The following is a 12,971-nucleotide window of genomic DNA, read 5'->3' as shown; positions in this document are numbered from 1 at the left end:
TCGTCCCGGTCTCAGCGGATCTGGGTCAGGGCGAACGTGGCCGGGTCGCCACCGATGCGAGCCTCGGAGTCGAGACCGCTGATGTCGGCCAGCTCCCCCTCCGACAGCCGGAGCGAAGCGGCGGCCAGGTTCTCCACCATCCGCTCGCGCCGGGCCGTCTTCGGGATGACGATGTGGCCCTGCTGCAGGTGCCAGGCCAGCACCACCTGGGCGGGGGTCGCCTCGTGCACCCGGGCCGCGGCGAGCACTGGCGCGGAGTCCAGGTCGGCCCCCTGGCCGAGCGGGGAGTACGCCTCGACCGCCGCACCGGCCGCCCGGGTGGCGGCGAGCACGGGCGTCTGCTGGAAGGTCGGGTGCAGCTCGACCTGGTTGACCGCGGGACGCAGCTCGCTTGCGGCGGCGATCGCGTCCAGGTGCTCGGGCAGGAAGTTGGAGACCCCGACCGAACGGACGCTGCCGTCGGCCGCCAGCTTCTCCAGCGCCCGCCAGCTGTCCACGAACAACCCGGCCGAGGGGTAGGGCCAGTGGATCAGGTAGAGGTCCAGCCGGTCGAGGCCCAGCCGACCGCAGGTGTCGGCGTACGCCCGGGACGTGGAGTCGTAGCCCTGGTCGCCGTTGCGCAGCTTGGAGGTGACGAACACCTCCTCCCGTGCGAGGCCGCTCGCCTTGATCGCAGCCCCCACCCCGGTCTCGTTCACGTACGCGGCTGCGGTGTCGATGTGCCGGTAGCCCAGCTCGAGTGCGTCCTCGACGACGCGCTGCGCCTCGTCCGGCGGGACCTGGAACACCCCCAGCCCGATCTGGGCGAGCTGCACCCCCGGCGCGATCTCGATCTGGCCGACCTCGGTCTGGTCCGTCCGGACCGACTCGTCCGTTCCCTTGCTCTGCGCGCCCATCGAACCGTCCTCAGCGTCGTTGCCGTGTGTCACCGCTCACCCTGCTACCCCGCCCTGCCGATACCCAACCGGGTGCCGGGCTCAGATGAGGCCCTTGGAGGACAGCCACTCTTTGGCGGCGGTCTCGGCCGAGGCCTTCTCCTTGCCCTCGACCCGGTCCCTCAGGGCGATCAGGTCGTCGGTGGTCAGCGCGGCCGACACGGCGTCCAGCGTCGTCCCGAGCTGGTCGGTGTAGACCGAGTCGGCCACCAGGGGCACGATGTTCTGCGAGCTGATCATGTTCTCCGGGTCCTGCAGGACGACCAGGTCGTCGGTCTTGATCGCCGGGGAGGTGGTGTAGATGTCGGCCACCTGGACGGAGTCGTCCACCAGTGCCTTGACGGTGTCCGGGCCGCCGAAGTCCTCGATCGGGACGAAGGTGACGTCCTTGGCGTTGGCGCCGACCTTGTAGACGCTCTTCAGGCCGGGGATGCCGTAGCCGAGCTCGCCGAACTGGGGGTTGGCGCCCAGCTTGAAGGGCACCAGCTTGGACAGGTCGCCGATCGCGGCCAGGCCCTTCGCGTCCGCGGTCTTGCGGGTGACGACGTAGGCGTCCTTGTCCTCCGCGGGCGCCGACTTGAGCACCCGCAGCTTGTCGACGGCCACCTTGTCGACCAGGGCGGCGTCCACGTCGGCGGTGGTCCGCGCCGTGTACTTCGTGTCGTAGAAGGCCAGCAGGTTCCCGTTGTACTCCGGAATCAGGTTGATCGACCCGTCCTTGAGGGCGGGGATGGTCTGCTGGCGGGGCCCGATGTTGAACTTGGTCTGGACCTGGATGCCCTTGGCCTCCAGGGCCTGGGCGTAGATGTTGCCGAGGATCTCGCTCTCGGGAAAGGCGAAGGAGCCGATGACGATCTTGCCCGCGGGCGCGGAGGAGGCGGGGGGCGCGGCGGTCGGGTTGCTGGAGCCGCAGGCGGCGAGCGAGCCGGCCAGGCCGACCACGAGCAGCAGCCGCGCCGAGCGCAGGAGTGAGGAGGAGAACATAGGGGTCCCTTTCGTGTTACGCGTCTTGACGCGCTCGCGGCCGTGGCGACCGACTGGCTGTGCGGCGTCCGGCCGCCTTGCTGTCCGTCAGACCTTTCGTGGCCGTGGCCCGCTGCAGCAGAGCGAAGGCTCCGTCGACCAGGAGGGCCAGGGCAGTGACCAGGAGGGCCCCACCCAGGATCAGATCGTAGTCGTTCAGCCCGATGCCGCTGGTGATGATCCGGCCGAGGCCGCCGAGCCCGGCGTAGGAGGCGATGGTCACGGTGGCGATGACCTGCAGCACGGCGGCCCGGATGCCGCCGATGATCAACGGCAGCCCCAGCGGGATCTCCACAGCAGTGAGGATCTGCCACTCGGTCATGCCGTTGGCCCGGGCCGCGTCGATGGTCTGGCGGTCGACCGACTCCAGCCCCGAGTACGCCCCCGCCAGCATCGACGGGATGGCCAGGATCACGAAGGCGATGGTGGCCCCGACCAGCGGCGCGGTGTCGTAGGACAGGAAGTAGCCGAACACCATCAGCAGGAAGAAGAGCAGTCCCAGCGTCGGCAGCGCCCGCATCGAACCGGTGAAGCCGATCACGAACTGCCGGCCGCGCCCGGTGTGGCCGATGTAGCAGCCCAGCGGCAGCGCGATCAGGGCGGCGATGACCACGGCGATGGCGGTGTAGGCCAGGTGCTCGACCAGCCGGTCCTGGATCGGCAGCGGGCTCTGGCTGCCCGCCGCCCAGTTGGTCGGGTCGAAGAGCCAGCGCAGGGCGCTCAGGAGCAGGTTCACCGCGCGCTCCCGCTCAGTGCCGGAGCCTCGTCGGGGCGGCGCACGGGCTGCCGAGCCGACCGGGAGTCCCCTCGGCGACCGGCCCGCGGGTCCTCGCGCCAGGGCATCAGCAGCCGGCCGATCCCCAGGATCAGCAGGTCGAAGAACAGGGCCAGCAGCAGGCTGACCACGATCCCGACGACGACCTCCTCGAGGATGCCGCGCTGCTTGCCGTTCTGGAACAGGTAGCCCAGGTTGGCCGAGCCGATGATCACCCCGACCGAGACCAGGGCGATGGTGCTCACCGACACCACCCGGATACCGGCCAGCAGCACCGGCCCGGCCAGGGGCAGCTCGACCCGGAAGAAGCGGGCCAGCGGGGAGAAGCCGATGGCGGTCGACGCGTCGAGCGTGGGGTCGGGCACCGAGGCCAGGGCGTCGGCGGCCGAGCGGGCCATGATCGCGACACCGTAGATGCTCAGTGCCACCACCAGGTTGGTCTCGTCGAGCACCCGCGTCGGGATGATCAAGGGCAAGATCACGAACAGCGGCAGCGAAGGGATCGTGAACAACAGGCTGCCGCCGGTGATCACCACCGCGCGCAGGGCCCGGTTGCGGTTGGCCAGCCAGCCCAGCGGGATCGAGAGCACGAAGCTGACCACGATCGGGATGACCGCCAGCCGGACATGGTTGAGGGTCAGCTGACCGATCAGGTCGAGGTTCTCCGTCGTCCAGCTCATGACACGGAGGTTTCGGCTGGGGCGGTGGCTCCGGCGTCGCCGAGCAGGCCGACCGGACGGCCGTCACCGTCCACCACCAGCGTCAGGCCGTCGTCGCCGGGGCGCTGCTGCAGGTGCAGGTCGCGCTTGCCCTTGTCGGCGCCGATGAAGGTGGCCACGAAGTCGTCCGCCGGGTGGGCCAGGATCTCCGCCGGCGAGCCGGCCTGGGCGATGACGCCGCCCTTGCGGAAGATGATCACCTGGTCGGCGAGGGTGAACGCCTCCTCGATGTCGTGGGTGACGAAGACGATCGTCTTGCCCAGCTCGCGTTGCAGCCGGTTCAGCTCCACCTGCAGGTCGGTGCGGACGATCGGGTCGACGGCACCGAACGGCTCGTCCATCAGGAGGATGTTCGGGTCGCTGGCCAGGGCCCGGGCCACGCCGACGCGTTGCTGCTGGCCACCCGAGAGCTGCCGCGGGTAGCGCTCGGCCATGGCCCGGTCGAGCCCGACGAGGTCCAGCAGCTCCAGCGCCTGGGTGCGCGCCTTGGCCTTGGGGACGCCGTTCAGGACGGGCACGGTGGCCACGTTGTCCACCACCTTGCGGTGCGGCAGCAGCCCGGAGGACTGCAGCACGTAGCCGATGCTGCGCCGCAGGGCCACCTTGTCGCGGCCGGCGATGTCCTCGCCGTCGATCGTGATCGTCCCCGAGGTGGGGTCGATCATCCGGTTGATCATCCGCAGCAGGGTGGTCTTGCCGCAGCCGGACGACCCGACGAGGACCGTGGTCTGGCGGGAGGGCAGGGTGAAGCTGAAGTTCTCCACGGCTACCGTGCCGTCAGGAAAACTCTTGGTCACCGAACGGAACTCGATCATGGACTTACCTCATCCGGCCTCAGGGATTCCACAGAGTAGCCGGGCCCTCGCGGTCGAGCACAGGCACGTTCCCGACTATCTCGACGGGCAAGCATCCTGCGGTCATCGTGGAGGGGTCGAAAGCCACCACCGATGGGACCTCGCGTGAGTCCGCTTCGCCCGTTGCTCGCGCTCCTGCTGCTGACCACGGCACTGACCGCCGGCTCGCGGCCGGCGGTCGCCGCGGCGGTGCCGGTCGGGTTCACCGACTCACAGGTCGCCTCCGTCCCGTCCCCGACGGCCCTGGCGGCCACCCCGGACGGACGGCTGCTCGTGGCGTCCCAGGGTGGTCAGATCCGGGTGGTCAAGAACGGTGTGCTGCTGGCGACGCCGGCCCTCGACCTGGCCGGGAAGAACTGCACCAACTCCGAACGCGGGGTGCTGGGGGTGGCCGCGGACCCGGACCCGACCAGTCGCACCGTCTACGTCTTCTACACCGCCAGGGGCAGCGACGCGACCTGTCCGGTGGCCGGCAGCGGCCCGAACCCGGCCGGCGCGCCGCGCAACCGGGTGTCCCGGTTCACCATGACCGGCGACGTGATCGACCCGGCCAGCGAGGTGCGGCTGCTGGACGGCATCTACTCCACCGCTGGCTACCACAACGCCGGCGACCTGCACGTCGGCCACGACGGCTACCTCTACGTCACCACCGGCGACGGCGGCTGTGACTACCACGGCGACGCCACCCACGCCGGCGGCAGCGGTTGCGGCGGGGACAACGACACGAGCCGCGACCGCAACGTCCTCAACGGCAAGGTGCTGCGGATCACGACCAGCGGCGGTATCCCGACCGACAACCCGTTCACCGGCACGGGCACCGCCCGCTGTAACACCGGTCCGGCCGCCGCCGGCACGACCTGTCAGGAGGCCTACGCGGTGGGCCTGCGCAACCCGTTCCGGTTCGCGTTCGACCCCAACGCGACGGGTACCACCTTCCGGATCGACGACGTCGGCCAGAACGTCTGGGAGGAGATCGACCAGGGCGCCCGCGGAGCCGACTACGGCTGGAACACCCGCGAGGGGCACTGCCAGAGGACCGACTCCGAGTCCAGCTGCGGCTCCCCGACGCCCGCCGGTCTGACTGACCCGGTCTATGACTACCCGCACTCGACCACGGTGGGCGGGGTCTCCTGCGGCTCGATCACCGGCGGGGCCTACGTGCCGACCGGCGTCTGGCCGGCCGCCTACAACGGCTCGTACCTGTTCAGCGACTACGTCTGTGGCACGATCTTCGCGCTCAGCCCGGGCGGGGTGCGGACCACGCTGGTCAGCGGCCTCGGCTCGAGCAGCGCCGTGGCGATGACCTTCGCTCCCGACGTGGCCGGCGGAGGGGACGGCGCCGGCCAGTCGCTCTACTACACCAGCTACGCCGGCGGCGGCGAGGTGCGCAGGCTGGCGGCCACCGGAACGGCCAACCGGGCTCCGGTCGCCCGGGTCACCGCCTCGCCGACCTCGGGCGCCCTCCCGCTGACGGTCACGCTGAACGGCTCGACCTCGACCGACGCGGACGGCGGCTCCCTCAGCTACAGCTGGGCCTTCGGCGACGGGACCGCCGGGACCACGACGACAGGCGCGACGACCACCCACACCTACGCCAGGGCCGGGGCTTTCACCGCGATCCTGACGGTGCGGGACGCCGCGGGCGCGTCCTCGTCGGCGTCGGTAGTGGTCCATCCCGGCGACCGGGCCCCGGCGGTGAGGATCAGCACGCCGACGTCCGGCCAGCAGTTCGTGGTGGGCGGGGCGTACACCCTGAGCGGGACGGCGACCGACGCCGAGGACGGCGCCTTGCCCGCGTCCGCGTTGAGCTGGACGGTGCTGCGCCACCACCAGACCCACACGCACCCCTGCCTGGGGCCGGTCAGCGGCAACGACATCCCCCTCGCCGGGCCGGCGCCGGAGGACCTGGACGCGGCGGCCAGCAGCTACCTGGAGATCCGGCTCAGCGCCACCGACTCCGCCGGGGTGACCACGACGGTCAGCCGGACCTTCAACCCGGTGAAGGTGCCGGTCACCCTCGCCAGCTCGCCGACGGGTGCGAAGGTGACCGTGAACGGCGTGTCGGTAACGGGTCCGACCACGGTCACGTCGTGGCAGGGCTACGGGCTCCAGGTCATGGTGCCCGCCCAGAACCTGGGCGGCCGCCCCTACGGCTTCGAGTGGTGGTCCGACCACGGGACGGCCACGCACAGCTACGTCACGCCGGCGTCCGCCTCGACCCTCACGGGCTACCTCGCCCCCGCACCGTCGGTGCCCACGGCGGTCACGGCCCGGCAGGGCGCCACCGCGTCGGCAACTCTCAGCTGGTCCCCACCGACCGCGCCGGGCAAGTCCGCCGTGAGCGGCTACCGGGTCACCCGCGACGGCGTGGACAGCGCGGGTGAGGGTGCGTACGCGACCACGGTCGCCGCGACCGCGCGCAGCTTCACGCTGACCCGGCTGGTCCCGGGCAGGATCTACACGTTGACGGTGGCGGCGGTGAACGCCCAGGGCGCCGGCGTGGCCGCGTCGGTCCGGGTGACGGTGCTCGGTCCGGGCCTGGTGACCGCGCCCACCACGGTGTCCGTCCGGCCCACCGACCCGGGTCGGGCCAGCATCAGCTGGTCGCCGCCCGCGGGCGGCTCTCCGGCGGTCACGGGTTACCGGGTCTCCCGCGACGGCACGGACGAGAAGGGCGTCGGGCCGTACAGCACGGTGCTGTCTGCGACTACGCAGACGAACACCCTGACCTCGCTGGTCCCGGGCCGCACCTACCGCCTGACCGTGCAGGCGGTCACCGCCGCCGGGGCGGGAGCCCCGGTGAGCGCCGAGGTCGTGCCGAGCTCGTTCAGCACGGTCTCCGCGCCCTCCTCGGTCTCGGTCCGGCAGCCGGCGTCCGGCCAGGCGACGCTCACCTGGAACGTGCCCATCATCGGCGGCGGCAAGACCGTCACCGGCTACCGTGTGTCCCGCGACGGCACCGACAGCGTCGGGGTGGGCGCGTACACGACGGTGGTGTCCGCCGGCACCCGCACCTTCACCATGACCAGCCTGGCCGTCGGGCAGGCCTACACCCTGAGCGTCCAGGCGGTGGTCAGCACGGGAGAGGCCACCCCGGTGAGCCAGGCGGCGATCTGGACCACCTCGTGACGGCGGGCTCTGCGGCAGGTCCAGGGTCCGTGCCGGCGCTGTCGCTGGTCGGCGCGGAAGCCGTCCTGGTCGACGCCGCCACGGTGACCACCGGGCCCGTCCACCTCGACGGCGGACAGGTCGTCGTCGGGCCGGCGCCCGGCGCCGAGGTCCTGGACGTGTCGGGCTGCGTGGTCACGGCCGGTCTGGTCAACGCGCACCACCACCTGCTGCAGACCGCCTTCCGGACGCTGCCCGGCACGCGGGGGGTACCGATGGCCGCGTGGCTGCCGGCGATGGCCGCCGCCTACACCGCGGCCGGGGTGGATCCCGAGCTCTGCTGGCTCGCGGCCCGCGCCGGCCTGGCGGAGGCGTTGCTCTGCGGCGTCACCACCGTGGCCGACCACCACCTGACCTGGCCGGCCGATGCGGACACGGTCGCCCTGGCCCGGGCCGCCGCCGACGCGGCCCGCGCGCTCGGTTCGCGGCTGGTCTTCGTCCGGGGGACCGCCCGCGACGACCCGGAGACCGCCGCGGCGTCCGCGACGGCCATCGCGGAGAACCTGGTGCCCGGGCGCCCGGGCGGGGTCAGCGCCGACGGGATGCTGCAGCTGGCCGTCGGTCCGGCCGGCGTGCACAGCGACTCCGAAGCCACCTTCCGCCTGCTCGGTGAGGTGGCGGCCCGCTTCAGTCTGCGCCGGCGGACCCAGAGCAACGAGCAGGTCGACGTCGCCGTGGCGGCGGAACGCTACGCCCGCCGCCCGCTGGAGCTGCTCGAGGAGTGGGGGTGGCTGGCTGAGGACGTGACGCTGGCCCACCTCTGCGACGTGACGCCGGCCGAGATCGCACGGATCGCGGCGGCGGGGGTGAGCGCCACCCACGCGCCCGGCTGCGACCTGCCGATGGGGTGGGGGGTGGCCCCTGTCGCGGCACTGCGGGCGGCGGGCGTCGCCGTCGGGCTGGGGACCAGCGGTGGCGGCAGCAACGACGCGGGCCACCTGCTGGCCGACGCCCGGCTGGCCCTGCAGGTCGCCCCGCTGGCCGGGGGCTCGCTCGCGGCCCGGGACGTGCTCGAGATGGCGACCACGGGTTCGGCGACCGGGCTGGGCCGACCCGAGCTGGGCCACCTGCGGCCGGGTGCGGCCGCCGACGTCTGCGTCTGGGACGTCTCGGGGGTCGCCGACGCCGGCGTGGCCGACCCGGTGGCGGGGCTGGTCTGGGCCGCACCCGGGCGGCGTCCCCGACACGTCGTCGTGGCCGGCCGGGTCGTTGTCCGAGACGGACGCCTGGTCACCGCCGACGAGCGGTCGGTCGCCGCCGACCTGCACGCCCGCGTCGGCCGCTGAGCGAAACCTTGCGAGCTGATGGAAGGGCGCGGGGGCTTGCCCTTCCACCGGCTCGGGACCCCTCTTTGGTCAGAGGTCGAGGACCAGGCGGGGGCCGGCGGCGCGGGAGACGCAGATCATCATCGTGTCGGCCGCCTCCTGCTCGTCGGGGGAGAGCACGGAGTCGCGGTGCTCGATCTCGCCCTCCAGCACCGGCGCTTCGCAGGTGCCGCAGGTGCCCTTGCGGCAGGACGAGACCACCAGGACGCCCTGCTCCTCGACCACGTCCAGGATGCTGCGGTCCAGCGGCACCTCGACCGTCACCCCGGTCAGGGCCAGCTCGACCTCGAACGGCTCCGGCCAGACGGGCGGTCCGAACTCGATCGCCTCGAAGTGCTCGACGTGCAGCTGCGCGCTGGGCCGGTCGCCCCAGGCTTGCTCGACGGCGCTGATCAGCCCGACGGGCCCGCAGGCGTACACGTGGGCCTCGGCCGGCAGGCCGGCGACAGTGAGCGCGACGTCCAGCCGGGTCTGCTCGTCACTGACGTGCACCCGGACCCGCTCGCCGTAGCGCTGCACCAGCTCGTCGACGAAGGCCATCCGGCGTCGCGCCCGGCCGGCGTAGAGCAGCGTCAGGTCGTGACCGTCGGCCGCGGCGGCCGCCGTCATCGACAGGAAGGGCGTGATCCCGATGCCGCCGGCCACGAACACCACCGGGACGCCGGCCGGCGGCTCGAAGGCGAAGTGGTTGCGCGGGCCGCGGATCCGCAACGCGGCTCCGGGCGACAGGTCGGTGTGCACCGCGGCCGAGCCGCCCCGGCCGTCGACCTCGCGCAGCACCGCGACCCGGTAGCGCGAGCGGTCGGCCGGGTCGCCGCAGAGGGAGTACTGCCGCTCCAGCGGGAGCCTCTCGGTGCCGGGCTCACCGGGTGCGCCTCCGGCGCGGGGTAGCAGCAGGTCGATGTGCGAGCCGGGCTCCCAGGGCGGCAGGTCGCGGCCGTTGGCGGGGACGAGCTCGAGCAGCACGACGTCCTCGGCCACCGGCGTGCAGGCCGTGACCACGCACTCCCGCTCGACGTCGCTGAACATGCCGGCCATCAGGTCGCCTCGGTCCGCGGCGACGGGTCGTCCGGGCCCAGCTCGGGAGCCGATCCGGTGACCGTGAGGTGCTGCTTGACCACGAAGACCCGGTACGCCGCCCCGTCGGGGGAGGACCACCGGTGCGAGGTGCCGCCGGCGTAGTACAGCGAGTCTCCCGGGCCGAGCTCATGGGTTCCCTGGTCGTCGAGGTCCACCCGGCAGCGGCCGCCCAGGACGTGCAGGAACTCGTCCTCGGCGTGGCGGTGGTACCCGCCGGCGTCGACGTTCGAGGACTCCACGAGCATCGGGTAGAAGGGCCGGTCGCCGCTGACGAGCAGCCGGGCCGTCCCCAGCCCGTAGGGCCCCTGGTCGCCCTCGTCCGCGCGGACGAGGCCGGGGACCGGCACGGTCGGCTCGGCCGTCAGCGACGCGGCGCCGGAGAGGATCTCCAGCTGGCTGCTGCCCAACGCCCGGGCGATGCGGCCCAGCGAAGCCATGCTGGGCCGGGCCTGGCCGCGTTCGAGCTGGGACAGGAAGGGCTGCGACAGGTCGGACAGGCCCGCGAGCTGGGTCAGCGTCAGGCTTCGGGCGTGCCTCAGCCGGCGCACGTACTGGCCGATGCGCGCGTCGTCGGTGGTGGTGGGTGTCGCCATCAGAACCCTGACTCTAGGCGGTACTTCCGGCGTTACGACCGGGAGACGCCGCGGCAACACGACCGGAACACATCCCCCCTACGGTGAGGGGATATTGACAGAGTCAATAGCCAGCAGCACCCTGCAGGAGCGGGTCGTCCGACCACTCCGCTCGACCAGCCCAACCAGCCTCAAGACGGGGGGACGGTGGCGCTACCCGCCCAGGTGTCGTCGCTCCGCGACGCGACGCTGGCCGACGGCTCCCGGGTGGACGTCGACCTCGCCGGCGGTACCGTGCTGGCCGTCCGGCCGGCGCAGCCTGTCGGCGACCCGAGGGCGGCCCTGGGCGCGGGTGAGCTGGACCTCGCGGGCTACGTGCTGCTGCCGGCCGCGGCCGACCCGCACGCGCACCTCGACAAGGCCCGCTCGTGGACGGCCATCAGGCCGCCGATGGGCGACCTGGTCACCGCCATCACCTCCTGGGTGGGCTACGCGGCCGTGATGAGCGAGGACGACGTCGCGGAGCGGGCGCGGGCGCAGGCCCTGGCCATGCTCGCGAGGGGCACCACCGCCATCCGCACCCACGTGGACATCCGCCGCGGCGACGACCCCACCCTGAACACCCGCGCCCTGGTCCGGGTCCGCGACGAGCTGGCCCCGCTGGTCGACCTCGAGCTGGTGGCCCTGGCCGGGCCGGAGGTCCCCGACGCGTCGATCGAGGCCGCGCTGGATGCCGGGGTCGACCTGGTCGGCGGCGCCCCCCACCTGGCGCTGGAACCCCACGCCGACCTGGCCCGGCTGCTCGCGATCGCCGAGCGCCGTGGGGTCGGGGTGGACCTGCACGTGGACGAGTCCCTGGACGGCCCCGTCACCCTCGACGCCTTCGCCCTGGCCGTCCGCGGCTGGAGCAGCAACGTCTCGGCCGGGCACTGCTGCCGGCTCGGGACGCTGGAGACCTCCGAACGCCAACGGATCATCGCCGAGGTCCTGGCCAGCGACGTCGGGGTGATCGCCAACCCGATCACCAACCTCTACCTGCAGGGCTGGCAGCACCCGACCTCGACGCCACGCGGGCTCACCCCCGTCCGCGAGCTGGTCGACGCGGGCGTCCGCTTCGCCGCCGGTGCGGACAACGTGCGCGACCCGTTCAACCCGCTCGGCCGTGGCGACGCGCTCGAGACGGCCATGCTGCTCGTCGTCGCCGGCCACCTGACCGTGGCGGAGGCCTACGCCGCCGTCAGCTCCGGGGCCCGTGAGGTGATGCGGCTGCCGCTCGCCGGGCCGACCGCGGGTGCGGCCGCCGACCTGCTGGCGGTGCGTGGCGCCGACCTCGCCGAGGTCGTCGCCGATGCCCCCGCCGACCGGCTGGTGTTCCGGGCCGGCCGACTGGTCGCGCGCACCACCACCTCCCTCGAGCTCGCCCCGTCCTCGTTCGCCCCGTCCTCGTTCGCCCCGTCCTCGTTCGAGGCGTCCTCGTCCGAACCGACCCCCGTGGAGGCCCTCCGGTGACCGCACCCACCACACCTGCCGTCCCCTCCGACGCGGGGTCGGCCCCGGCAGCCGAGGAACCGTTGGCCGACTTCCGCGGCGTGGCCATGCAGTTCCCGAACGGGACGGTGGCGCTCTCCGGCGTCGACCTCACCGTCCGCCGCGGCGAGTTCGTCACCGTGGTCGGGCCGAGCGGCTGCGGCAAGAGCACCCTGCTGCGGATCGCGTCGGGGCTGGAGACCGCGAGCGAGGGCTCGGTCACGCTGGGGACCGGCCGGATCGGCTACGTGTTCCAGGACGCGACGCTGCTGCCGTGGCGGACCGTCCAGGCCAACGTCGAGCTGCTCGCCGAGCTGGCCAAGGAGCCGCGGCGCGATCGGGCGGCGAAGGCCAAGGCGGCCATCGACCTCGTCGGGCTGACCGGGTTCGAGGGTGACCTGCCACGCCAGCTCTCCGGCGGGATGAAGATGCGGACGTCGCTGGCCCGCTCGCTCACCCTGGACCCCGAGCTGTTCCTCTTCGACGAGCCGTTCGGGGCCCTGGACGAGATCACCCGCGAACGTCTGGGGGACGAGCTCCTCCGCATCTTCGGCGAGCGCCGCTTCGCCGGCCTGTTCATCACCCACTCCGTGGCCGAGGCCGTCTACCTCTCCACCCGGGTGGTGGTGATGAGCGGCCGGCCCGGCCGGATCGTCGACAGCTTCGAGGTCGACCAGGCCTACCCGCGGGATCCGGACTTCCGCTTCACCCCGGAGTTCGCGGCCCTCAGCGGCCAGGTGTCGCACGCGCTACGCGGAGCCCACTCGTGAGCAAGTTCGGTAGCCCCGCTCCGCGCTCCGGGGTCCTGGGCTTCGCCGCATCTCGGTCGTTCGTCGCGGTTCCGGACGACAGGGTTCGGCGTCGTGCCAGGTCCGCGCATCGTCCGGAACCCCTCCTCACTCCCGAGAGGCTTCGCCCATGACCGAGCTTCCTGGTCGCGCTCCGCGCTCCGGGGTCCTGGGCTTCGCCGCATCTCGGTCGTTCGTCGCGGTT

11 protein-coding genes are annotated in these 12,971 nt (G+C 72.7%); 4 read left to right on the top strand and 7 right to left on the bottom strand.

Annotation, left to right across the window (positions count from 1 at the left end; genetic code table 11):
* Positions 1-11: 11 nt before the first annotated feature.
* The 5 genes from ACFE7W_RS17440 to ACFE7W_RS17420 form a co-directional block, all read right to left on the bottom strand.
* On the bottom strand, positions 12-896 hold the full coding sequence (locus ACFE7W_RS17440) for an aldo/keto reductase (RefSeq protein ID WP_375426097.1): 885 nt from the start codon (positions 894-896) through the stop codon (positions 12-14).
* Between the two features lie 81 nt (positions 897-977).
* Entirely contained in the window at positions 978-1,919 is a 942-nt protein-coding gene (locus ACFE7W_RS17435) for an ABC transporter substrate-binding protein (protein ID WP_375426096.1), read from the bottom strand.
* Positions 1,920-1,935: 16 nt separating this feature from the next.
* Positions 1,936-2,694, bottom strand: coding sequence for an ABC transporter permease (locus tag ACFE7W_RS17430; RefSeq protein WP_375426095.1), 759 nt, complete (start codon positions 2,692-2,694; stop codon positions 1,936-1,938).
* Positions 2,691-3,413, bottom strand: coding sequence for an ABC transporter permease (locus tag ACFE7W_RS17425; protein ID WP_375426094.1), 723 nt, complete (start codon positions 3,411-3,413; stop codon positions 2,691-2,693). Before ACFE7W_RS17425 ends, ACFE7W_RS17430 begins: the two co-directional genes overlap by 4 nt.
* Positions 3,410-4,267, bottom strand: coding sequence for an ABC transporter ATP-binding protein (locus ACFE7W_RS17420; RefSeq protein WP_375426093.1), 858 nt, complete (start codon positions 4,265-4,267; stop codon positions 3,410-3,412). Before ACFE7W_RS17420 ends, ACFE7W_RS17425 begins: the two co-directional genes overlap by 4 nt.
* Positions 4,268-4,411: 144 nt before the next feature.
* On the opposite strand from ACFE7W_RS17420, the gene ACFE7W_RS17415 reads away from it, so the two are divergent.
* Entirely contained in the window at positions 4,412-7,435 is a 3,024-nt protein-coding gene (locus tag ACFE7W_RS17415) for a fibronectin type III domain-containing protein (RefSeq protein ID WP_375426092.1), read from the top strand.
* Between the two features lie 29 nt (positions 7,436-7,464).
* Complete coding sequence (locus tag ACFE7W_RS17410; protein ID WP_375426091.1) at positions 7,465-8,760, top strand: amidohydrolase family protein; 1,296 nt, start codon at positions 7,465-7,467, stop codon at positions 8,758-8,760.
* 69 nt (positions 8,761-8,829) lie between these two features.
* Here ACFE7W_RS17410 and ACFE7W_RS17405 read toward each other — a convergent pair whose 3' ends face one another.
* Positions 8,830-9,837: a PDR/VanB family oxidoreductase gene (locus ACFE7W_RS17405; RefSeq protein WP_375426090.1), complete on the bottom strand. Its 1,008-nt coding sequence runs from the start codon at positions 9,835-9,837 to the stop codon at positions 8,830-8,832.
* Positions 9,837-10,472: a helix-turn-helix domain-containing protein gene (locus ACFE7W_RS17400; protein WP_375426089.1), complete on the bottom strand. Its 636-nt coding sequence runs from the start codon at positions 10,470-10,472 to the stop codon at positions 9,837-9,839. The genes ACFE7W_RS17405 and ACFE7W_RS17400 overlap by 1 nt, the downstream gene beginning before the upstream one ends.
* Before the next feature lie 186 nt (positions 10,473-10,658).
* On the opposite strand from ACFE7W_RS17400, the gene ACFE7W_RS17395 reads away from it, so the two are divergent.
* A complete protein-coding gene (locus ACFE7W_RS17395) occupies positions 10,659-11,960 on the top strand; it encodes an amidohydrolase family protein (protein WP_375426088.1) in 1,302 nt (433 codons plus the stop codon).
* Positions 11,957-12,748, top strand: a complete 792-nt coding sequence (locus ACFE7W_RS17390; RefSeq protein ID WP_375426087.1) for an ABC transporter ATP-binding protein — start codon at positions 11,957-11,959, stop codon at positions 12,746-12,748. The genes ACFE7W_RS17395 and ACFE7W_RS17390 overlap by 4 nt, the downstream gene beginning before the upstream one ends.
* Positions 12,749-12,971 lie beyond the last annotated feature (223 nt).

The sequence above is a fragment of the uncultured Friedmanniella sp. genome, from assembly GCF_964244285.1.
In the GTDB taxonomy this organism is placed as follows: domain Bacteria; phylum Actinomycetota; class Actinomycetes; order Propionibacteriales; family Propionibacteriaceae; genus Microlunatus.
This window is presented reverse-complemented; position numbering and strand designations above follow the sequence as displayed.